Source organism: Profundibacterium mesophilum KAUST100406-0324 (genome assembly GCF_009835145.1).
Taxonomy (GTDB): Bacteria; Pseudomonadota; Alphaproteobacteria; order Rhodobacterales; family Rhodobacteraceae; genus Profundibacterium; species Profundibacterium mesophilum.
The window spans coordinates 232,280-252,899 of record NZ_APKE01000014.1 but is presented as its reverse complement, the minus strand read 5'-3'; the positions used below and the strand labels follow the sequence as shown (position 1 = coordinate 252,899).

The 20,620-nt window shown below is 67.4% G+C and carries 22 protein-coding genes; 9 read left to right on the top strand and 13 right to left on the bottom strand.

Annotated features, from left to right (window positions below; translation table 11 throughout):
• The first annotated feature begins 158 nt into the window (after positions 1-158).
• Genes leuS through PMES_RS06220 form a run of 4 tightly spaced genes read left to right on the top strand, consistent with a single transcriptional unit; the run spans position 159 to position 4,860 of the window.
• Positions 159-2,714 (top strand): leucine--tRNA ligase, encoded by a 2,556-nt coding sequence (leuS, locus tag PMES_RS06235; protein ID WP_159964651.1) that lies wholly within the window; start codon positions 159-161, stop codon positions 2,712-2,714.
• Positions 2,701-3,228 (top strand): LPS assembly lipoprotein LptE, encoded by a 528-nt coding sequence (lptE, locus tag PMES_RS06230; RefSeq protein ID WP_159964650.1) that lies wholly within the window; start codon positions 2,701-2,703, stop codon positions 3,226-3,228. Before leuS ends, lptE begins: the two co-directional genes overlap by 14 nt.
• Before the next feature lie 10 nt (positions 3,229-3,238).
• On the top strand, positions 3,239-4,258 hold the full coding sequence (holA, locus tag PMES_RS06225; protein WP_159964649.1) for a DNA polymerase III subunit delta: 1,020 nt from the start codon (positions 3,239-3,241) through the stop codon (positions 4,256-4,258).
• Positions 4,258-4,860 carry a glutathione S-transferase family protein gene (locus tag PMES_RS06220; protein WP_159964648.1) on the top strand — a complete coding sequence of 201 codons (603 nt, stop codon included), beginning with the start codon at positions 4,258-4,260 and terminating at the stop codon, positions 4,858-4,860. Before holA ends, PMES_RS06220 begins: the two co-directional genes overlap by 1 nt.
• Before the next feature lie 64 nt (positions 4,861-4,924).
• Here the strand turns inward: PMES_RS06220 and PMES_RS06215 are convergent, their stop codons facing one another.
• The 4 genes from PMES_RS06215 to mbfA form a co-directional block, all read right to left on the bottom strand.
• Positions 4,925-5,590, bottom strand: a complete 666-nt coding sequence (locus PMES_RS06215) for an HAD family hydrolase (RefSeq protein ID WP_159964647.1) — start codon at positions 5,588-5,590, stop codon at positions 4,925-4,927.
• Between the two features lie 137 nt (positions 5,591-5,727).
• Positions 5,728-6,201, bottom strand: a complete 474-nt coding sequence (locus tag PMES_RS06210) for a YaiI/YqxD family protein (RefSeq protein ID WP_159964646.1) — start codon at positions 6,199-6,201, stop codon at positions 5,728-5,730.
• Positions 6,198-7,031, bottom strand: coding sequence for an S-formylglutathione hydrolase (gene fghA / locus PMES_RS06205; protein WP_159964645.1), 834 nt, complete (start codon positions 7,029-7,031; stop codon positions 6,198-6,200). The genes PMES_RS06210 and fghA overlap by 4 nt, the downstream gene beginning before the upstream one ends.
• A 128-nt stretch (positions 7,032-7,159) precedes the next feature.
• A complete protein-coding gene (gene mbfA, locus PMES_RS06200; RefSeq protein ID WP_159964644.1) occupies positions 7,160-8,137 on the bottom strand; it encodes an iron exporter MbfA in 978 nt (325 codons plus the stop codon).
• Positions 8,138-8,403: 266 nt separating this feature from the next.
• On the opposite strand from mbfA, the gene PMES_RS06195 reads away from it, so the two are divergent.
• Positions 8,404-8,592 (top strand): hypothetical protein, encoded by a 189-nt coding sequence (locus PMES_RS06195; protein ID WP_159964643.1) that lies wholly within the window; start codon positions 8,404-8,406, stop codon positions 8,590-8,592.
• Positions 8,593-8,614: 22 nt separating this feature from the next.
• Here the strand turns inward: PMES_RS06195 and PMES_RS06190 are convergent, their stop codons facing one another.
• From PMES_RS06190 to PMES_RS06175, 4 genes are all read right to left on the bottom strand, one after another.
• Positions 8,615-9,340, bottom strand: coding sequence for an NYN domain-containing protein (locus tag PMES_RS06190; RefSeq protein WP_159964642.1), 726 nt, complete (start codon positions 9,338-9,340; stop codon positions 8,615-8,617).
• A 163-nt stretch (positions 9,341-9,503) separates the two neighbouring features.
• On the bottom strand, positions 9,504-10,139 hold the full coding sequence (locus tag PMES_RS06185) for a glutathione S-transferase family protein (protein WP_159964641.1): 636 nt from the start codon (positions 10,137-10,139) through the stop codon (positions 9,504-9,506).
• An 87-nt stretch (positions 10,140-10,226) separates the two neighbouring features.
• Positions 10,227-10,676, bottom strand: coding sequence for a group I truncated hemoglobin (locus tag PMES_RS06180; protein ID WP_159964640.1), 450 nt, complete (start codon positions 10,674-10,676; stop codon positions 10,227-10,229).
• A gap of 55 nt (positions 10,677-10,731) precedes the next feature.
• Positions 10,732-11,277 carry a MarR family winged helix-turn-helix transcriptional regulator gene (locus tag PMES_RS06175; protein WP_159964639.1) on the bottom strand — a complete coding sequence of 182 codons (546 nt, stop codon included), beginning with the start codon at positions 11,275-11,277 and terminating at the stop codon, positions 10,732-10,734.
• Positions 11,278-11,491: 214 nt separating this feature from the next.
• Between PMES_RS06175 and PMES_RS06170 the strand changes: the two genes are divergently transcribed.
• Together PMES_RS06170 and PMES_RS06165 are read left to right on the top strand one after the other, a co-directional pair.
• Complete coding sequence (locus tag PMES_RS06170; protein ID WP_159964638.1) at positions 11,492-13,171, top strand: Y-family DNA polymerase; 1,680 nt, start codon at positions 11,492-11,494, stop codon at positions 13,169-13,171.
• 360 nt (positions 13,172-13,531) lie between these two features.
• Complete coding sequence (locus tag PMES_RS06165) at positions 13,532-13,879, top strand: DUF2794 domain-containing protein (RefSeq protein ID WP_159964637.1); 348 nt, start codon at positions 13,532-13,534, stop codon at positions 13,877-13,879.
• Between the two features lie 16 nt (positions 13,880-13,895).
• Here the strand turns inward: PMES_RS06165 and PMES_RS06160 are convergent, their stop codons facing one another.
• The 3 genes from PMES_RS06160 to PMES_RS06150 all read right to left on the bottom strand — a co-directional run bounded on the left by PMES_RS06160 (position 13,896) and on the right by PMES_RS06150 (position 16,575).
• Positions 13,896-14,741: a C40 family peptidase gene (locus PMES_RS06160; RefSeq protein WP_159964636.1), complete on the bottom strand. Its 846-nt coding sequence runs from the start codon at positions 14,739-14,741 to the stop codon at positions 13,896-13,898.
• A complete protein-coding gene (locus PMES_RS06155; protein ID WP_159964635.1) occupies positions 14,738-16,123 on the bottom strand; it encodes a leucyl aminopeptidase family protein in 1,386 nt (461 codons plus the stop codon). The genes PMES_RS06160 and PMES_RS06155 overlap by 4 nt, the downstream gene beginning before the upstream one ends.
• A gap of 71 nt (positions 16,124-16,194) precedes the next feature.
• Entirely contained in the window at positions 16,195-16,575 is a 381-nt protein-coding gene (locus PMES_RS06150; RefSeq protein ID WP_159964634.1) for a hypothetical protein, read from the bottom strand.
• Between the two features lie 136 nt (positions 16,576-16,711).
• On the opposite strand from PMES_RS06150, the gene PMES_RS06145 reads away from it, so the two are divergent.
• Both PMES_RS06145 and PMES_RS06140 read left to right on the top strand, forming a co-directional pair.
• Positions 16,712-17,359, top strand: coding sequence for a carbonic anhydrase (locus PMES_RS06145; protein WP_159964633.1), 648 nt, complete (start codon positions 16,712-16,714; stop codon positions 17,357-17,359).
• A gap of 200 nt (positions 17,360-17,559) precedes the next feature.
• Positions 17,560-18,072 (top strand): hypothetical protein, encoded by a 513-nt coding sequence (locus PMES_RS06140; RefSeq protein ID WP_159964632.1) that lies wholly within the window; start codon positions 17,560-17,562, stop codon positions 18,070-18,072.
• Between the two features lie 199 nt (positions 18,073-18,271).
• On the opposite strand, the gene PMES_RS06135 is transcribed toward PMES_RS06140, so the two are convergent.
• Both PMES_RS06135 and PMES_RS06130 read right to left on the bottom strand, forming a co-directional pair.
• The gene (locus tag PMES_RS06135; protein ID WP_159964631.1) at positions 18,272-19,294 is read right to left on the bottom strand and encodes an aspartate-semialdehyde dehydrogenase; all 1,023 of its coding nucleotides are present in this window, start codon (positions 19,292-19,294) and stop codon (positions 18,272-18,274) included.
• 71 nt (positions 19,295-19,365) lie between these two features.
• Complete coding sequence (locus PMES_RS06130; protein ID WP_159964630.1) at positions 19,366-20,301, bottom strand: LysR family transcriptional regulator; 936 nt, start codon at positions 20,299-20,301, stop codon at positions 19,366-19,368.
• Positions 20,302-20,620 lie beyond the last annotated feature (319 nt).

Sequence of the window (20,620 nt, the reverse complement as noted above, 5' to 3'; positions counted from 1 at the left end):
GTTGCCCATGCGGCTCCACGCCGCGGGACGGCGGGGGCCAGACGGGTTTGCACGGGGCCGAATTCACCGATGGCCACTGGACCGTGCGAGCCTGGCCACTTATCAAGCCACAGCCGCAACAGCCGCAACAAGTTTTCCGCAAAGACGAGGGGCCGACGATGTCCAGCTACGATGCCGCCGAGATCGAACCGAAATGGCAGGATGCCTGGACCGATGCCGGCACGTTCGAGGCCAGGCGCGATCCGGACAAGCCCAAATACTACGTCCTGGAGATGTTCCCCTACCCGTCTGGCAACCTGCATATCGGCCATGTGCGCAACTACACGATGGGCGACGTGGTGGCGCGCTACAAGATTTCCACCGGTCACGCGGTGCTGCACCCGATGGGATGGGACGCCTTCGGCCTGCCGGCCGAGAACGCCGCGCAGGAACGGCGCGTGCATCCGGGCGAATGGACCTATGCCAACATCGCCAACATGAAATCGCAATTCTCGCGCCTCGGGCTTTCGCTCGACTGGAGCCGTGAATTCGCCACCTGCGATCCGGACTATTACGGCAAGCAGCAGGCGATGTTCATCGACTTCCTGGAGCAGGGGCTCGTCTACCGCAAGAACGCGGTCGTGAACTGGGACCCGGTCGACATGACGGTCCTGGCCAACGAGCAGGTCGAGGACGGGCGCGGCTGGCGCTCCGGCGCGCTCGTGGAACGGCGCGAGCTGACACAGTGGTTCTTCAAGATCTCCGACTATTCCGATGCGCTGCTCGATGCGCTGGACACGCTCGAGAACTGGCCCGACAAGGTCAAGACGATGCAGGCCAACTGGATCGGACGCTCGCGCGGCCTGCAATTCGCCTTCAGCCTCGTCGACGGGCCGCAGGGGCATGACCGGATCGAGGTCTACACCACCCGCCCCGACACGCTGCGCGGCGCGAGTTTCGTGGGCATCTCCCCCGATCATCCGCTGGCCCGGCAGCTCGAGAAGGACAACGAGGAGCTTGCCGCCTTCAACGCCGAATGCCGCCGCATGGGCACCGCCGAGGAGGACATGGAGAAGGCCGAGAAAAAGGGCTTCGACACCGGCCTGCGGGTCCGCCACCCCTTCGACACGGCATGGGAGCTTCCGGTCCATGTCGCCAATTTCATCTTGATGGATTACGGCACCGGCGCGGTTTTCGGCTGCCCCGCCCATGACGAGCGCGATCACGATTTCGCCGTCAAATACGGCCTGCCGATCTATGCGACCTTCGTTCCGGAGGGCGAGCTGCCGGGCGATCCGGACGAATACGTCCAGCAGACCGCCCTTGTCGCGCCCAAGGACACGCCCGTCCGCTACGTCCGCGGCTTTGCCGGGGAGGAGGTTCAGACGGCCAACGCCGCCATCGACGCCGCGATCGCCTTTTGCGAGGCCAACGGGGTCGGGCATGGCGTCACCAAGTTCCGACTGCGCGACTGGGGCCTGTCGCGGCAGCGCTACTGGGGTTGCCCGATCCCCGTGATCCATTGCGAGACCTGCGGCGTGGTGCCCGAGAAGAAGGAGAACCTGCCGGTCGAGCTGCCGAAAGATGTCAGCTTCGATCAGCCCGGCAACCCGCTAGACCGCCATCCCACCTGGCGCGACGTGCCCTGCCCCTCCTGCGGGGCCCCGGCCAAGCGCGAGACCGACACGATGGACACCTTCGTCGACAGCTCGTGGTATTACGCGCGCTTCACCTCGCCGGGGGCCGAAACGCCGACCGATCCCGAGGAGGCGGCCTACTGGATGAATGTCGACCAGTATATCGGCGGGGTCGAGCACGCGATCCTGCACCTGCTCTACTCGCGCTTCTTCGCCCGCGCCATGCATGCGACGGGGCACCTGCCGGCGCGGGCAACCGAGCCCTTCGACGCGCTTTTCACGCAAGGCATGGTCACGCACGAGATCTACCAGACGCGCGACGAGACGAATCGCCCGGTCTATCACTTCCCGCACGAGGTCACGGACGGCAAGCTCGCCGATGGCCGCGCGGTGGAGGTCATCCCCTCGGCCAAGATGTCGAAATCCAAGCGCAACGTGGTCGATCCCGTCGAGATCATCGACCGCTACGGCGCCGATACCGCGCGCTGGTTCGTGCTTTCGGACAGTCCGCCCGAGCGCGACGTGGAATGGACGGCCTCCGGCGCCGAGGCCGCATCCAAGCACCTCGCCCGTGTCTGGCGGATCTGCGACGAGGCCAGCGGGGCGGCCGAGCAGGGCCGCGACGACGACGCGCTCAGGCGCGCCGCCCATCGCACCATCCACGACGTGACCATGGGCATCGAGAGCTTCGGCTTCAACGCGGCCGTCGCCCGCCTCTACGCCTTCACCAGCGTGCTGCAGAAATCCCCCGCGGGGCGGGCGGCGAAATGCGAGGCGGCGCGGATCCTCGCGCAGCTGATGGCCCCGATGACGCCGCACCTGTCCGAGGAGATCTGGGCCCGGCTCGGCGGCGAGGGCCTCGTCGTGAACGCCCCCTGGCCGGTGGCCGACCCCGCCATGCTGATCGATGACGAGGTGGTTCTGCCGATCCAGATCAACGGCAAGCGCCGCGACGAGATCACCGTGGCCAAGGATCTGGGCAAGGACGCGATTGAAAAACTGGTCCTCGAACGGCATGCTGTGCAGAAGGCGCTCGATGGCGCCGCGCCGCGCAAGCTCATCGTCGTGCCCGGACGGATCGTGAATGTCGTCATCTGATCGCCGCAAACTGCTGACCGGTCTCGCGGGCTTCGCGATGCTGGCGGGCTGCGGCTTCTCGCCGGTCTACGGGCCCGGCGGGCAGGCGGAGGGGCTGCGCGGCCTGATCCGCACCGATCCGCCGGCGGATGCGCAAGGCTACACCCTGGTGCGCCGGATCGAGGAGCGCCTCGGCCGGCCCGAAAACCCGGCCTTCGGCCTCTCGGCGAGCGTGCTGACCGAACAGGCCGCCCTCGCCGTCACGCCCGATCAGGAAACGACCCGCTACCAGCTTCGCGGAACGATGATCTGGAGCCTGACCCGGATCGCGGACGGGGCATCCGCCGCGAGCGGGACGCTGCACCGCGCCACCGCCTATTCCGCCCCGGTCTTCAGCGCGGATCGCGGCTCGATCGCGGGCAATACCGTCTCCGTGCTCACCGCGGAGCAGGACGCGCGCCGGCGCCTCATGGTGATCCTCGCCGACGATCTCGTCTCGCATCTGTTGGCCACCGCGCCCGATTGGCAGCGATGACGGGGCGGGCATGAAACTGTCGGCGCGCGATGCGGCGGCCTACCTGGCCAAGCCGCCTCCGGGACGGCCCGGCACGCTGCTCTATGGCAGCGACGCGATGCGCGTCAGCCTCAAGCGCCAGTCGCTGGCAAAGGCGCTCGTGGGTCCGCAGGGCGATGAGGAGATGCGCCTGACGCGCCTTCCGGCCGGGGAGCTGCGACGCGACAAGGCCGCGCTGAGCGACGAGATGAAGGCCAGCGGTTTCTTTCCCGGTCCGCGCGCGGTGCTGCTCGAGGATGCGGGAAACCAGCATGCTCCCGCCATACTCGGCGCGCTTGCCGATTGGTCCGAGGGAGACGCACACCTGCTGGTGACCGCCGGCGCGCTGAAGGCGGCGAGCGCGTTGCGCAAGGGCTTCGAGCAGCATCGCACGGCCGTGGCCATCGGCATCTACGACGACCCGCCCGGACGGGCGGAGATCGAGGCGATCCTCAAGGAGGCGGGACTTGCCGCCGAAGGGGCAGCGATGGGCGATCTGAACGCCCTCGCGCAGGTGCTCGATCCGGGGGACTTTCGCCAGACGGTCGAGAAGCTCGCCCTCTACAAGCTGAACGACAGCGCGCCGCTCGGTCCGGACGACATTGCTGCCTGCGCCCCGGTCTCGCATGATGCGGGGCTCGACGACATGCTCGCGGTGATCGCGGGCGGGCGCACGGCGGAGGTGGGCCCGCTGCTGCGGCGGTTGCAGGCGCAGGGGGTGCAGCCGGTCGGCCTGTGCATCGGGGCGATGCGTCATTTCCGGACCCTGCACGTCGTCGCCTCCGATTCAGGCGGGCCTGGCTCCGGTATCGGCAAGCTCCGCCCGCCGGTCTACGGGCCGCGCCGCGACGCCGTGCTGCGCCAAGCCCAGGACTGGGGCCGGCCGCGTCTCGAGCAAGCGCTGCGCCTGCTGACCGAAACCGACCTCGCCCTGCGCTCCTCTGCCCGCGCGCCGCAAATGGCGCTAATGGAGCGCGTCCTGATCCGCCTTTCCATGATGGGACGACGCTGATGCTTGAATTGATCGGAACACTGAAAAGCCGGAGCTTCCGTCCCGCCTGGCTGCTCGAGGAGCTTGGCTTGCCCTATACGCATCGCGATCTGCCCCCCCGCAGCGAGGCGGTGCACGCGGTGAACCCGTCGGGCAAGATCCCGGTCCTCCTGACCGAGGAGGGCACGCCGCTGACCGACAGCACCGCCATCCTCACATGGCTGTCAGATCGCGAGGGACGTTTCAGCTGCCCCCCCGGCAGCACCGCGCGCGCCAGACAGGACGCGATCACGCATTTCCTGCTCGACGAACTCGATGCCTGCCTGTGGACCGCCGCGCGTCACAGCTTCGTCCTCCCCGAAGAGCGTCGCCTTCCCGCGATCAAGGACAGCTTGAGATGGGAATATGACCGGGGCCTCGAACGGCTGTCGCGGATCCTGTCGGACGGGCGCGCCTTCCTCGCCGGGGACACGCTCACGGTTCCCGACATCATCGCCGTGCATTGCGGCAACTGGGCCCATGCCGCGGGTTTCGCGCCAGGCGACGACGTGATCGCGGCCTATATGTCGAGGCTGCGCCAGCGCCCAGCCTATCGCGCCGTCGCGGTGCGCATGGCCGGCTGAACCCCGCCCGCCGGCTGCCGGGCATTCCCGGACGGCCGGCGGCCGGGGCCGTGCTCCCTCGGGGTCAGGCCGCCGGCACGGCGAGATCCGCCGCCGCGGGCCCTCTTGGCAGGACAGCTTCGCGCGCGCTCAGGAGCCCCTCCTCGACCAGCCTGTCGGCGAAGCCCTCCGCGCCCCGGAACAGATGCGTCTGCCAGCCGCGGGCACGGGCTGCCGCGACGTTGTCCTCGCGGTCATCGGTAAAGAGCAGCGTATCGGGACGCAGGCCGCAATCGGCCTCGACCTGCTCGAAGATCGCCGCCTCGGGCTTGATCACGCCCATGTGGCCGGAGATGTAGCGCCGGTCGAATTCCTTGAGGAAGGGATATTGCGTCTCGGCGAAGGCAAAGCTCCCGATGCCGAAATTGCTCAGCGCGAAGACCGGCACACCCTTGGAGCGCAGCGCCTTCAGAAGCTCGATGCTGTGCGGAATGGCCGGGCGGGCCATCTCGATCCAGCGATCATGCCAGTCGCGGATCTCGGCACGCCATTGAGGATTGGCATCGGCGGTATCGTAAACGGTCTGCTGAAAATCGCCGCCCGCGTCGATGCGGTCGTTCATGGCATGCAGGTCGATCGCCTCGAACAGGGCGGCGCGCCGCTCCGGGCCGATCGTACCGTCATAGTAGCGCTCGGGTTGCCATTCGATCAGCACGTTGCCGATATCGAAGATCACTGCGTCGACGGCCATTGCGTCTCCTCTCGTTCGTAGTGGATGCGGTTGTGCCCGATATTGCACCTGAGACTCTGAGCGAAACCTCTTTACACAAGATAATGATCACGCAAAGCGAATGCTTGGCCGAGCCCTGCCGGCGGCATCCGCGCCGGTCAGCCCTCCGGGGGGCGTTCGGCCGGTGCCTCGCGCAGCGCCGCGCGCACCGCGGTGTCGAGCGCCGAGGAGAAGCGCGCCCGGTCCGCCTTGCCAAAGGCTCGGCCACCGCCTTGGCGGAACGGATCGGCGGCGCGTAGATCGGCCATGAGGTCCCTCGTGGCGAGGATCTGGCCGATATTGCCCTCGGTCAAGGTGCTGCCATCATGCTTGAGGACCCGCGCCCCGGCGGCGACGCAACGGGCGGCAAGCGGAATATCGGCCGTGACGACCACGTCACCGCGTCCCGCGCGCTCGGCGATCCACATGTCGGCGATGTCCGGCCCGTCCGGGACGAAAACCACCTCGACCAGCGGGTTGGCCGATGGCCGCAGCCCGCCATTGCACACCAGCTTGAGCTGCGTTCCGAGCCTCGTGGCCACCGCCTCGGCCTCCGCCTTGACCGGACAGGCATCCGCATCGACGTAGATCACGCGTAGAGTGCCTCCGCGTGGAACTCGATATGTTCGGGCATGAAGGTCGCGACGAAGAAGTAGCTGTGATCGTAGCCGGGCTGCAGGCGCAGCGTCGCTTCCTGCCGCCGTGTGGCCACGGCGCTGGCGAGCGCCTCGGGGCGCAGCAGCTCATAGAACTGGTCCTGCGTTCCGGTATCGGTGAGCACGGGTCCGTCGAAGCCGGTCCGGGCCATCAGGAGGCTCGCATCATGCGCCTCCCACGCAGTTTCATCAGAGCCGAGATAGCCGGTGAACTGCTTGCGGCCCCAGTCGCTTTGCATGGGGTTGCAGATCGGCGAGAAGGCGCTGACGGAGCGGAAGCGGCCCGGCAGGCCCATCGCCAGCGTCAAGGCGCCATGACCGCCCATCGAGTGACCGCTGATCGCCTGCCTGCCGGCATCGAGGGCGAACTTGTCGAAGACCAGCGCCGGCAGTTCCTCGGCGATGTAGTCCCACATCCGGAAATGCGGGGACCAGGGGCTCTGCGTGGCATTGACGTAGAAGCCCGCCCCCTGCCCCATGTCGAAATCGGCATGATCCGCCACGCCCTCGCCGCGCGGCGACGTGTCGGGAAAGACGAGGGCGATCCCCTGATCCGCCGCCCAAGCCTGCGCGCCGGCCTTGGTCATCGCGTTCTCGTGGGTGCAGGTCAGCCCTGACAGGAACCACAGGACCGGCACCGGCCCGTCGCGCGCCTCGGCTGGCAGGAAGACGGCGAAGGTCATCTCGGCCCCGCCGCAGACCTGCGACTTGTGCGAATACACGCCTTGAACACCGCCGAAGCAAGCGTTTTCAGATTTCGTCTCCATTTCGCATCCTCTTGCTGCCGGACCGCCGGGGCGCGGTGATGGACGCGGCAAGCCTGCACAAGTCTGCCGCCCTATGCCAGTGCCGCAAGCTGCTTTTTTGGCAAGCACGGTGCCGATACCGTGCTCTTTCAACCGAATCCGATCACGATGCCGGCACCCAGCACCAGGCTTCCGCCCACGACCACCTGCAGCGCCGCGCGCCAGAAGGGGGTCTGCATGTAGCGGTTCTGGATCCAGGCGATGGCCCAAAGCTCGACGAAGACGACCGCGAGCGCGATGGCCGTCGCGGTGGCGAAATGCGGCACGAGATACGGCAGCGCGTGGCCGAGCCCGCCCACGGTCGTCATCACGCCGGAGGCAAGGCCTCGCTTGAGCGGCGATCCGCGGCCGGAGATCGTGCCGTCATCGCTTGCCGCCTCGGTGAACCCCATCGAGATGCCCGCCCCGATCGAGGCGGCCAGCCCGACGCGGAAGGTCTGGCCCGTGTCGCCGGTGGCGAAGGCAGCCGCAAAGATCGGCGCAAGCGTCGAGACCGACCCGTCCATCAGGCCCGCAAGGCCCGGCTGGACCCATGTCAGGACGAACTGGCGGTGCTCGGTGCGCGCCTCCGCCGAACGGGCATCCTCGCCAAGATGCGTATCGGCCAGGCTCGTCGCAAGATCGGCATGTCCGGCCTCCGCCGCCGCCAGATCGCCCAGAAGCTTGCGGGTCGAGGCGTCGCCGGTGCGCTGTGCGGCCAACTCGTAGAACCGGCGGGCATCGCGCTCCATCATCCCGGCCTCGGCACGGATCCGGTCGATGCCCAGATTATCCACCAGCCAGAGGGGACGGCGCGCGGGAAATCCCGACACGTGCTCACGTCGCAGCAGCGGGATCACTTCCCCGAACCGCTCTTGATGCAGGGCGATCAAGCGGCGGCGATGATCGTCCTCCTCGCGTGCCATGTCCTCGAAAAGGGCCGCGGATGCAGGGTAATCGGCGCGCAGCCGCTGCGCGTAGCTGCGGTAGATGCGGGCGTCATCCTCCTCCGAGGAGATTGCCAGCGCCAGAACGTCCTGCTCGCCGAGATCGGCGAACCGGTATTTGCGCGGCCCGTTCCAGATCATCTGCCCCTCCGTTATGCCGTCCCTTCGCAGGGATCTAGCGCCCTTGATGCCGGACGCAAGAATGGTGACTTACGTTACGTCACTTTGCATGCTATGATGAAGGTGTCGTTCCCCGGAACGGCCCCGCGGTGCGACCTCACTTATTGTTCAGAGATCGCCCCGTGCCGGATGTCTTCGCGTTTTCCGGTAGTCCGGCCTGTTAACCAGACCGTCCGTTCCGTGACCAGTTTCATTTTCAAATCCATTTTTCACAGGAGGATTCGGCCATGTCCGGTCTGAAATTCGCGCTCGCCATCGCCCTTGCATCCGCCGCCCCCCTCGCTCCGCATGTCGCGGAGGCGGGTGGGCTCGCCGTCACCTTGCCCCATCTCACCTTCCCGGAGCCCAAGCCCCCGGTCAGCCGCGATTGCAGCGATCTGTCGACGACGCTCCCCAGCTGCGCGGCGCCGCGGTAAATGCAGGCGAGACGCCACCCGGTCAGTCGACCCGGCGCACATGAAGCTGGTTGCCGATCTTGCGTGTCTCGAAACGCTTGAGCTCCTGCACGAGGTCGCTCAGCTTCCGCTTGCCATAGGTCCGCGTGTCGAAATCGGGATTGTCGGCGGTGATGTACTGGCCGAGCTGGCCGAGCGCATACCATTCGTCATCCTGGTCGATCTTGTCCATCGCCTTGAGGATGAGGGGCACGGCATTGATCGGTTCCTGCTTGGTGGGCGGCGCGGCCGGCGTGCCGTCATCGCCGCGCTCGGTGGCGGCGGGCTCGTCGACGATGTTCTCGATCAGGATGAAGCGGTTGCACACGTTGCGCAGGCTCTCGGGCGCCTTGCCCTCGCCGATCCCGATCACGTCGAGCCCCTGCTCGCGGATCCGGTTGGCCAGGGCGGTGAAATCGCTGTCGGAGGAGACGAGGACGAAACCGTCGAAACGCCCCGTGTGAAGGATGTCCATCGCATCGATCACAAGGCCGATATCCGAGGCGTTCTTGCCCACCGTGTTGGCGGTTTCCTGATGCGCGACGAGGCCGAGATCGCGCACCGTGCGCGACCAGTTGTTGAGCCGTCCCGAGGACCAGTCCCCGTAGACCCGGCGCAAGGCGGGCTCTCCCAGAGAGGTGATCTCTTTGAGGATCGGGCCGGCGAACTTGGCCGGGATATTGTCGGCGTCGATGAGCACGGCATAGAGCGGGCGGCTGCGATCGTTCATGAGGGTCTCCTGTGTCAGTCCCCTCATGGGCCGCGGGTACGGGCCGGGTCAAGTGCCCGGTCGAATGCCCGGCCGAATGCCCTGTCGAATGCGGGGCAGCGCGGCGGCCTCGGGCGGCGGCGCCGCGGCGGGCCGTCCGCTCCACCCGGCGCGGCGCGTGCGGCTATCCCAGGTCGGGCGCCGTCGCCTTGAAATCCTCGTCCCCCTGAAGCCGCTCCCACAGATCCGCGGTCCGGCCGGTTCCCAGGAGTTGCCCGGCATCCGGCGTCAAGGAGACATAGAGAAGAAGGGGCCCGAGATAGTAATCGGCAAGGCTCACCGCCTCCCCCGCCGCCCAAGGATCCTCGCCCCTGATCTCGTCCACCAGCGACAGGAAGGTCCGCGAACGCTCGAGCGCGGCATCGTGCTTCGCCTCGTCCGCCCCGCCGATGAAGTCGGGAAAGAGGTGGAAGCCGACCGCGCCGATCAGCGCGTCGTAGCCATAGGCATGGGTCAGCGACATGATCTCGTCCATCCGGGCCCGATCCTTGATGTCGCGCGGAATGACGGCGGGCGTCTCATGTGCCGCATCGAGATAACGGCAGATCGCGTCCGTTTCGCGCAGGCGCATCCCGTCGATGTCCAGCACCGGCACCTTGCCGAAGGGATGTCGCGCCAGGTGCTCGGGCTGACGCGGCTCTCCCTCCAGCACGTTCACTGTCACCTGCTCGTAATCGATCCCCTTGCGGCGCAGCACGGTGCGGACGGTCCGCACATAGGTGGAGCCGTCGAAGCCGTAGAGTACGGGTCTGTCAGTCATTGATCTCATCCATGGTTTGACCGGTGGCGTGACGGAACCGGCAGGGCGCGCGGCATGCCCGCACCGGCACCGCCCGATGATATGGCGTCATTCGGCCGCGTGTCGATGCTCCGGTGCGACCACCATCGAGCGGTAGCTCTCGATAAGCTCCATGAACTCGTCGAACTCGCGCTCGGGCACGTTGAGCTGGTAGAGGGATGTCTTGATCTCGGTCGCGACGATGTCGAACTCGCGTTCGGTCACGCTCAGATGGGCATGGCTCTCGCGCATGTCGCGCCCGGGATAGATCTTCGGGCCGCCGGTCTCCTCGATCGACCACGCGGTGACGAGGAACTTGAACCCGGCATGGCCCTGCTGCTGGTGAAACTCGTCCACCTTGGGATTGGCATTGGCCGCGCCGTTCACGTAGAGCCGGTCGACGAGGTTGTCGACGGCGGCGGAGATGCCGTAGATGCCGCCGAGCCTGGCAAAGAGGCTGTCATCGGATGCCGGCTGCACGGGGGTGTCTTCGGGTATGCTGGTCACGCTCTGGGTCATGCTGTTCCTCCTCCAGATAGGTGCGCGACCGCCCTCCCCCGGACGGCCGCGCCTTCTACGCCCGGCCGGTCTCCTCCCGAACCGCGCGTATCTTGGTCTCGTCCGGCTCCATGCCGTCCGAAAGCTCCATTCTCGTGACCAGGTCGACCAGTTTGCCGCGCAGCGTGGCGAACTCCTCGGGATCGAGCGTGGTGCGGCAGACGACCTTGGCCTGCGCGACCCCCGCCCGGGCCTTCAGCGCCTGTCCGGCCTGCGTCGCCGCCACGTTCATCACCCTGCGATCGTGCTGATCCGGGGTCCTGCTGGCGAGCCCCTTCTCCTGAAGGCGCTCCACGAGGGGCCCGATCGCGTTCGAGGCCAGTTTCAGCTTGGCCGCGATCCGCGCGATCGGAAGGCTGTCATGGTCCCACAGCACCAGCATCACGAGATATTGCGGGTAGGTCAGGCCAAGCTCGTCGAGCAGGGGCCTGTAGCTTCTGGTAATCGCGTTGGTTGCCGAATAAAGGGCGAAACAAAGTTGGTCTTCCAATGCCAGGCTGGAGGTCGCATCCGATAGTGTCATCACGGCCTCCGCCTGCTGGCTCATGTATGATTTATCCATGGATGGAACTTCCTTGTCCATTATTTTCGATAATCAAGGGGAACACAGACGCGTGATCCCCGCCTTGCGATTTGTGGGCCATCTTTCCCGGCGGGGCAATGTTTTTGCTCTTTTCGGGTTTGGGCGGGAAGCGACGTCACGGGACAGTAAATGTTCGACATGGCGCCGCCCGCATGCGAACAAAGCACGAACGACACCATCATCGGACACTGCCATGTCCCATCATCGCATCCTCTCCCTCTGGTTTCCCCGGATGGGGGCCGAACGTCTTTCGCGCCGTGCCCGCGGCACGCTCGACCCTCCCCTTGCCATCGTCGCGGAGCGGGGCAACGCGCATGTTCTGGTCAGCCTGTCGCACAGCGCGCAGAAGGCCGGCCTCCGGCGCGGCCAGGGCCTGCGCGATGCCCAGGCGATCTGTCCGGAATTGCGGGTCGTGCAGCACGATCCGCAGGCGGAGGCGGCCTTTCTCGCTGCACTCGGACGCTGGGCGGGCAAGTTCTCCCCGTGGGTGGCACAGGAGCCTCCCGCCGCTCTCCTGCTCGACCTGACCGGCTGCGCGCATCTCTTCGGCGGTGAGGAGGCTCTCCTTCTCGAGATCGGCCAAGATTGCCATAGGCAGGGCCTGACGGTGCGGGCCGGAATCGCCGATACCGTGGGGGCCGCATGGGCCCTCGCGCGGTTCTCTGGCACCCGGCCCGGCTCCGAACGATCCGGCGATGCCATAGACCAGGAGGCTCCGGCCACGCGGGCCCGCGCCGTCCGCCGCCGCGCGTGGGAGCGGGGCGGCAGTGCAGTGCCGGCTTTGCCCGGGCCGCGCCCGGGATCGCCCGATGCCGGGCGCATCGCGCCGCCCGGCGGCACGGCCGCCGCCATCGCCGCCCTGCCCGTCGCGGCCCTGCGGCTCGATCCCGAAACGGTGAGCGCCCTGTCGCGGCTTGGCCTGCGCCGGGTGCGGGATCTTTCCGCACAGCCGCGCGGGGCGCTCGCGCGGCGTTTCGGCCATGCGCTGATCAGGCGGCTGGACCAGGCGCTGGGCATCGAACCCGAGCCCGTCTCGCCGAGCCGTCCGGGAGGGCATTTCGCGGTCAGGCTGACCTTGCCCGACCCCATCGGCCTCGAGAGCGACCTTCTGGCCGCGATCGACCGGCTGCTGCCACCGCTCTGCGCGCGGCTGCATGCCGCCGGACACAGCGCGCGCCGCCTGCGCCTGTGCTGCCAGCGCAGCGACGGCACGGCCGAACATATCGAACTCGGCCTTGCACGGCCGGCCCATGAGCCGGACCGCCTGCGCCCCCTGCTGAAGATGAAACTCGCCGGGATGGATGCCGGCTTCGGCATCGACATGATCAGGCTCGAGGCGCATGTGACCGAGCCTGCACGGGCGCAGCAGCACAGCGGCCACGCCGAGGCCCTCGCCGATGCCACGATGCGGCGCGGTCCCAACAGGACCGATCTCGACGACCTCCTGGGACGGCTCGGCGCAAGGATCGGCCTTGGCGCGATCACCCGGCGCCATTCGGCGGACAGTCATATTCCGGAAAAATCGATCAGGGTGATGGCGGCGGCGGACGGTCTCGACCGGGAGGATGCCGGTTTCACGGCCGGTCCGCGGAACGCCCGCCCTCTCTTGCTGTGGCCTCCCGAAGCGGTGAACGCGCCTTGCCGCCCCGCCCTCTCCACACGCTTCGGCTGGCGCGGACGCCAGCTGGAGCCGAGCGCGCTCATCGGCCCGGAGCGGATCGCGCCGGAATGGTGGCTCGACGATCCGGCATGGCGCAGCGGCGTGCGCGACTACTGGTGCGTGACCTGCCTGGAAGGCGACAGGCTGTGGCTCTTCTACGCCCATGGGGCGACGCTTTCGCAAGGATGGTTCTGCCAGGGGAGCTTTGCCTGAAACGGCCCTTTCGGACGAAAGGACCAAGGCGGCCCCGGCTCCGCAGGCTGGTGGGGGCATTTGGCTGCGGAGCCGGAGCTAGCGTGGTGTCGCTATGCCCTTCTTGTCGCCTTTCGGTGGGGCATGGGCAGGGAAGGTTCTGGCCCGTCGCGCGGCCATGTCGTGACAATTCGGCGGCAGCCCCGCCGCGCGCCGCGCGCGCATCTTCAGCTTCGCGAAAATACCTTCGCCGAAGGCCAGCCTGCCCGGAGCGGCCCGCGGTCCGGCCGGCAGTGGCCGCGCGCGGCACGCTCGATGCGCCCCCCCCATGCGGCGCGGCCGCCCCTTGCCAAGCCGACGGCGAAGCCCCAGTTTCCCTGCATGACGGTTCAGTCTCCCACCCCGCTTCCGCCCCGCAGAGAGCCCGACGAGAAGGTCGCCTTCGACCGGGGCGAGCTGGGACATCTTCTCACGCTCTACGGCCGGATGGTCGCGATCGGCGAATGGCGCGATTACGGCATGTCTTTCTTGCGTGATGTCGCCATCTTCTCCGTGTTCCGCCGAACCGCCGAACATCCGCTCTACAGGATCGAGAAGCGGCCAAAGCTGCGCCTGCGACAGGGGCAATATGCCGTGATCGGCATGGACGGGCAGATCCTCAAGCGCGGAAACGACCTTCGGGCGGTGCTCAGGGTGCTCGAGCGCAAGCTGATCCGTTCGGTGGAGTGAGCGCCGGGGCCCGTGCCTAGCTTCGCGGCAGCCGCCGCTGCGAGGTGACCGGGCCACCGCCCTGCTCCTCGATCCTGGCAATAGCCTCCGCCGCCGGCTCGTAGGCGACCGCCATGTGATGGGCATTGGCGTGGATCAGGACGTCCTCGTCGACGGCCAGGGCCACGTGGCCGCGCCAGAAGAGAAGATCGCCCCGCATCTGCGGGCTGCCGGGTGCGAGGGCCGCGCCAAGCTCGGCCTCCTGCAGGTCGCTGTCGCCCGGGCAGGCGATGCCCGCCGCGAGACAGCCCATCTGCACCAGGCCCGAACAGTCGATCCCGAGCACCGAGTTGCCGCCCCACAGATAGGGCACCCCGAAGAAAAGCTGTGCCACGGCGACCGGATCGGTGAAGGGCGCCCTTGCGGGACGGACATGCGGGCGCGGCACGAACCGGCCCTCGGAGGTCTCGAAGAACGTGCCGTCAGCCGAGGCCGACACGATCCTGAGCCGTGCCCCGAAGGAGAGATGCTGCGCACCGGGATGCTTCATGTCGGGCACGGGGTAGAGATGCGTCGCGGGAACCGAGACGGTGTGGGTGATGTCCTCGGGCGCACCCAGGGCCGCTTCGGGGACATAGCCGACATAACCGTCGCGCGCGGCCTGGATGAAGGCCATGCCCCCGCTCTCGTCATAGACAGTCACCGCCTCGCCCCAGACGAGCTGCCGCTCGCGCGCGCCGGCATCGGGCCGGGCCCACAGATCGGCCACCGGGACCACGACGCGGCGCGGCGTGCCCTCGGCAAAGCGCTCCGCCGAGACGAGACCCTTCAGATGCGCCGCCGCGACGCGGCCGTTCGCGGGGGTGAGGCGCCGGTCCGTCACAGGCCCAGCACGTCCGGGAGCGCGCCCAGGATCGCCCGCGCGCCCTGCCCCACGCCGCCCTTTGGCCGCCCCGGCGCCGCGCTGGGCTGCCAGCCATAGATGTCGAAATGGGCGTAGCGCGGCACACCTTCGGCGAATCTGCGCAAGAAGAGCGCGGCGGTGATCGCCCCGGCAAATCCCCCCTTGGGCGCATTGTCGAGATCGGCGATCCCGGGCTCGATCATCGGCTCGTAGGGCTCCCAGAAGGGAAGGCGCCAGACCGGATCGGCCCCGTCCCGCCCCGCGGCCGAAAGCGCCTCCGCCAGCGGTTCGTCATCGGTGAAGAACGGCGCGATGTCCGGGCCGAGGGCCACGCGCGCCGCGCCCGTCAGGGTGGCCATCGAGATCAGCAGGTCTGGCGTCTCCTCGACCGCGAGCGCGATCGCATCGGCGAGAACGAGGCGCCCCTCGGCGTCGGTGTTGTTGATCTCGACGGACAGTCCCTTGCGCGAGGGCAGGATGTCGCCCGGGCGGAAGGCATTGCCGGAGACCGAGTTCTCGACGGCCGGGATCAGGACCCTGAGCCGCAGGCGCAGCGTCTGGCTCATGATCATCCGCGCGAGGCCCAGAACCGTCGCGGCGCCGCCCATGTCCTTCTTCATCGTGCCCATGGACGCGCCCGGCTTGAGGTTGAGGCCGCCGGTATCGAAACATACGCCCTTGCCGACCAAGACGACCGTCGGGCCGGTCTCGCCCCAGCTCATGTCGATCAGGCGCGGCGCCCGGCTCGAGGCCCGCCCGACCGCGTGGATCAAGGGCAGGTTCCGCTCCAGAAGCTCGTCGCCGCGAGTGACATCCATATCGGCGCCGAACGCATCGGCAAGCGCCCGGGCCGCCGCCTCAAGCTCGTCCGGCCCCATGTCGTTGGAAGGCGTGTTGATCAGGTCGCGGGTCAGCGCCTCCCCGGCGGCCACCGTCTCGAAATGGGTGCGATCGCACCCCTGCGGACAGGTCATCGAGGCTTTGGGAAACGATGCCTCGGCGTAGCGGCCGAAGCGGTATCCCGCCAGGAGCCATCCCAGCGCCGACTCGCCGCGCAACTGCGCGCCATGCCGGCTCGCGAGCCGCCAGACGCCCTCCGGCAACGAGGCGCGCGCCTGTGCCAGAACGAAACGGTCGCGGCCACGCCGCGACGCGGGTCCGAGCCCGACGAGCGCCGCCTCCGGCCGGCCCTCTTCGGAAGGGATCAGCACCATCGCGCCGCTCGCCGCCGAAAAGCCGTTCGCCTCGACCCAGCTGCGCACGCGCTCGGGCTGCTGCGCCAGCCAGGGCGCAAGCTCGTCCGGCCCCAGCATGTGGATCGGCAGGGCATCGGGGGTCTCGTCGGCGAATTTCAGGGACATGAGCCGGGACTTTCATAGGCTTTCGGTTCGCCGACACTACAGCGCGTGTCAGGGCCCGCAACCCCTGCGGATCATCCGTGCCGGTCCCTGCCGCTTGCCAGCATCTCGCCCCCCTCGCCCAGCCGCGCGAGGCGCGCCATCACGGCCGCGAGCGCAGCGCCGTCGTCCTCGAGCGCCAAGCGCCTGGCCATTCGGCTCACCTGCGAGAGCCGTTTCAGATCGAGCCTGCGCGCGGCGCCGCAGATCTGCTGCATCAGCGCGCGAAGCTCGGACATCCGCCCCGCCCGGTAGGCATCGACGCTGCATAGCAAGGTCGTCTGAAGGTCGCGGATTTCTCCCACGATGCGCAGCGCGTCGCGCGGATCGGCCAGGCGGCTGGCTAGGATGTCCATCTCGAACACCGTGAGATTGCCCGGCTCGCCACGCGCGATGAAGGGAATGACATTGCTCATGAAGTCGTCCTATTCTTGTCGTGGCGGCACGGCCTGTGCCCTTGCGGATCGAATGCGGGCTGCTGTAGCAACGGGCAGTTCCATCGGGCATCCGCGGATGCCCCTTTCGAAGAAACGGACATCAGCGGAGCCCCCAATGACACCAGCGAAACCGCTTCCCGCCTACCTGGCCCAACGCTACCACGGCTGGCGCGCGACCACGTTCCAGGACAGCATGCAGTGGTATCGGCGCCTCGCCGAGGAAGGCCAGAGGCCGCGTGCCATGGTGATCTCCTGCTGTGACAGCCGGGTGCACGTCACCTCGATCTTCGGCGCTGAGCAGGGTGAATTCTTCATCCACCGCAACATCGCCAATCTCGTCCCGCCCTACCAGCCCGACGGAAACCAGCACGGCACCTCCGCCGCGGTCGAATACGCGGTCCAGGCGCTGAAGGTCGCGCATGTCATCGTGCTCGGTCACTCGCGCTGCGGCGGCGTCCAGGGCTGCTACGACATGTGTTCGGGCGACGCGCCCGAGCTCGAGGAGCCCACGAGTTTCGTGGGCCGGTGGATGGACATCCTGCGTCCCCGGTTCGAGGAGCTGCCGCAGGGCGAAAGACCGGACCGCCTCCAGGCCTTCGAGCAGGCGGCGGTCGTCACCTCCCTCGAGAACCTGATGAGCTTCCCTTTCGTCGCCTCGCGCGTCGAGGCGGGGGAGCTGAGCCTGCATGGCCTGTGGACCGATATCGCAGAAGGAAGCCTCCTGGCCTACGATCCGGCCGGCAGCGCCTTCAAGCCAGTCTGACCGCCCGTTCGCCGCGCGCACCCGTCCCGGCGCGCGCGGCGAACGGCCCCCGTCACGACACAAGTCGCGGCCCGCCCCTCGCCCTGCCTGTCCCGCATCATGCCCTGCCCCGCGCCCGGTCCCGCGTCCTGGCCGGTGGCGCGCCATGTCCCCGGCGGCCCTGCCATGACCGTCGTGACGAGCGACGTGGCCGCGCCCGCATGGGTGCCGTCTTCGCGGCATTACCCTGCGGCTGCCAGGCCGGCCGGCGACGAGATTGGAAGCCGAAGCTTCAGGCGGTGCAGAACGTTTCCTACGCTGGCACTGCTTTGCGTATCGACCGGCGAATGAAAGAAGTTCGCCTTGTTGCGGCTAAGCGTATCGAGCGCACGCACTCGGCCGATGCGCGCCGTGGCGAGAAGGTCCGCGCCGCAAGCCGCGGCACCGGGCTCGCATGTCGGCGCGGCGGGCGCGACATCCTCCACGGACGCCGGAATGCCATCGAAGGCGAGTTGCGAATGGATGCTCATCATATGGCCCTCCGCGGTGCGGAAAGATCCTCGGCGAACAATGCACGTAGCTCATCGCGGGATACCTCGCCGGCGTCCTTGCCGCGCTTTTTGCGTCGGCGTCCGATCCCGTTCAGCATCCCCCTCAAGATATACAGCATCACCAAATCCTCACTGAATTCGCCGCCGCGCATCACCCCAACGCCCGATCAACGATGGGTATGATACTGTAGGCAAACGGTTTTCGGAGAGTTACCGCTAAAGTGCAAATTCAACACGTTCGCATGTATACATGTCCATGAGGTTGGAAAGGCTTGAAACTTTTTTCGTATATATCGTTTTGCGCCATTGGCCGGGGCCATGAAAACGGGCGCGTCCCGTCACCGAGAGCGCGCCCGCCAGCTCCTGCCTTCGGCCCTGAGGGTCAGCCTTTCTTGAGTACCCGGTTGCCGAGAAGCTCAGCGATCTGAACCGCATTGAGCGCCGCACCCTTGCGCAGGTTGTCCGAGACGCACCACAGGTTGATGCCGTTGTCGATCGTGCTGTCCTGGCGGATGCGGCTGATGAAGGTCGCGAAATCGCCGACGCATTCGATGGGCGTGACGTAGCCGCCATCCTCGCGCTTGTCGACGACCATGACACCGGGTGCCTCGCGCAGGATGTCGCGCGCCTCCGCCTCGTCGAGATGGTCCTCGAACTCGATATTGATCGATTCGGCATGCCCCACGAAGACCGGAACCCGCACGCAGGTCGCGGTGACCTTGATCGACGGATCGACGATCTTCTTGGTCTCCACCACCATCTTCCATTCCTCCTTGGTCGAGCCGTCTTCCATGAAGACGTCGATATGCGGAATGACGTTGAAGGCGATCTGCTTGGTGAACTTCTTGGCGGGCTTGTCATCGACCGGGTTGTAGATCGATTTCGTCTGATCCCACAGCTCGTCGATGCCTTCCTTGCCCGAGCCCGAGACGGACTGGTAGGTGCTCACCACGACACGCTTGATGCGGGCCCGGTCATGCAGCGGCTTGAGCGCCACCACCATCTGCGCCGTCGAGCAGTTGGGGTTGGCGATGATGTTCTTCTTCGAATATCCCTCGATCGCGTCGGCATTCACCTCCGGCACGATCAGCGGCACCTCGGGATCGTAGCGGTAGAGCGAGCTGTTGTCGATGACGACGCAGCCGGCCTTGGCCGCCTTGGGCGCGTATTCCTTGGTCGCGTCGGAGCCGATCGCGAAGAGCGCCATGTCCCAGCCGGAGAAGTCGAACGTGGCGAGGTCCTTGGTCTTGAGGGTCTTGTCGCCGAAGCTGACCTCCGTCCCGAGCGACTTGCGGCTCGCCAGGACGGCGATCTCGTCCACGGGAAACTGGCGCTCGGCCAGGATGTTCAGCATTTCGCGGCCCACATTGCCCGTGGCGCCCGCGACGACAACTCGATAGCCCATTTCGGCCTCCTTCACGACGGATCAGCGCGCTTCATACTGCATGACCCAGAAAGGTGAAAGGGGCGGCGCGGTCAGGCCTCGTCGAGCGGGGCGAGCAGGTCCGCGATCACGCCGCGCAGCCAGATATGGGATGGATTGGTCGTGCTGCGCTTGTGCCAGAACATCGAGAGCTGGACCCTCGGCATCGGCATCGGCGGCTTGTAGCAGACGACCGGGGCCCGGCGCTCCATGTGGCGTGCCAGTTGCGAGGGCACGAGAGCGATCCTGTCGCTCTGCGCGACGGCCGAGCAGACGCCGGAGAAGACCGGCAGGGTCATCACGACACGCCGCTCCCGGCCGACCGCCGCGAGGGCCGCATCACCCATCGCGCCGATATTGCCCGCCGGCGAGAAGAGCACATGCCCCAGCGCGCAAAAGAGGTCGAGCGGGACCGTGTCACCCGCCGACAGCCCCGCCGCGGCAAGGGCGCGGTGACCGCTGGCCGCGATTACGAGGAAGTTCGAGCGGAAGACCGGCTGCGACTCGACCCAGTCGGGATAGGCGACCTCGGGGATCAGCCCCAGGTCGACGCGATACTGCTCCAGCGGCTCCACATAACGGCCGGGAACCACGTCGACGAGCTGGATGCGCATTCCGGGCGCACGGCATGACAGCTCATTGGCCAGGCGCGGCATCAGCATTTCGGCGAAGAAGTCGTTTCCGGTGATCTTGAAGGTCAACTCGGCGCTGCGCGGCTCGAATTGCGACGGCCCGCAGAGCATGGCCTCCAGGTTGTCGAGTTCCTTGCGCAAGGGGATCGCGAGGTCGCGCGCGAAATCCGTCGGCTCGAGCCCCTGCCCCTTGCGCACGAAGAGCGGATCGCCGAGCGCGTGGCGCAATCGGCCGAGCGCCGCCGAAACCGCCGGCTGCGACAGGCCGATCCGTTCGCTGGCCCGCACGGTAGAGCCCTCGCGCAGCAGGGCGTCGAGGACACGCAGGAGATTGAGATCGAAAGATGCAAAATTCATCCCGGGTATACTTAACATACAATTATTGGATTGGAGTGATCGATGCCTTCTCGTGTACCATGACGTCGTCACCATCCAACAAGTCGGTGATAATTTCACGCTACGGATTTCCAATGACGAAACGTGACGTCGGCGCGGGAGCCGTGCAACGGACCAAGCTCCCGGCCGGCGGTCACATTCCCCCGCCCCGGCGATCGGCCCTGCGCCCAGCCTGCCCCGTTTCCGGCCGATACGCTTTCCGTCGGGCCGCGCCCCCCATGCCCGGCCAACCCGGCCAGGCGGCTGCGCCACGTCGCAGATTCGGCCACCGCGTGATCCC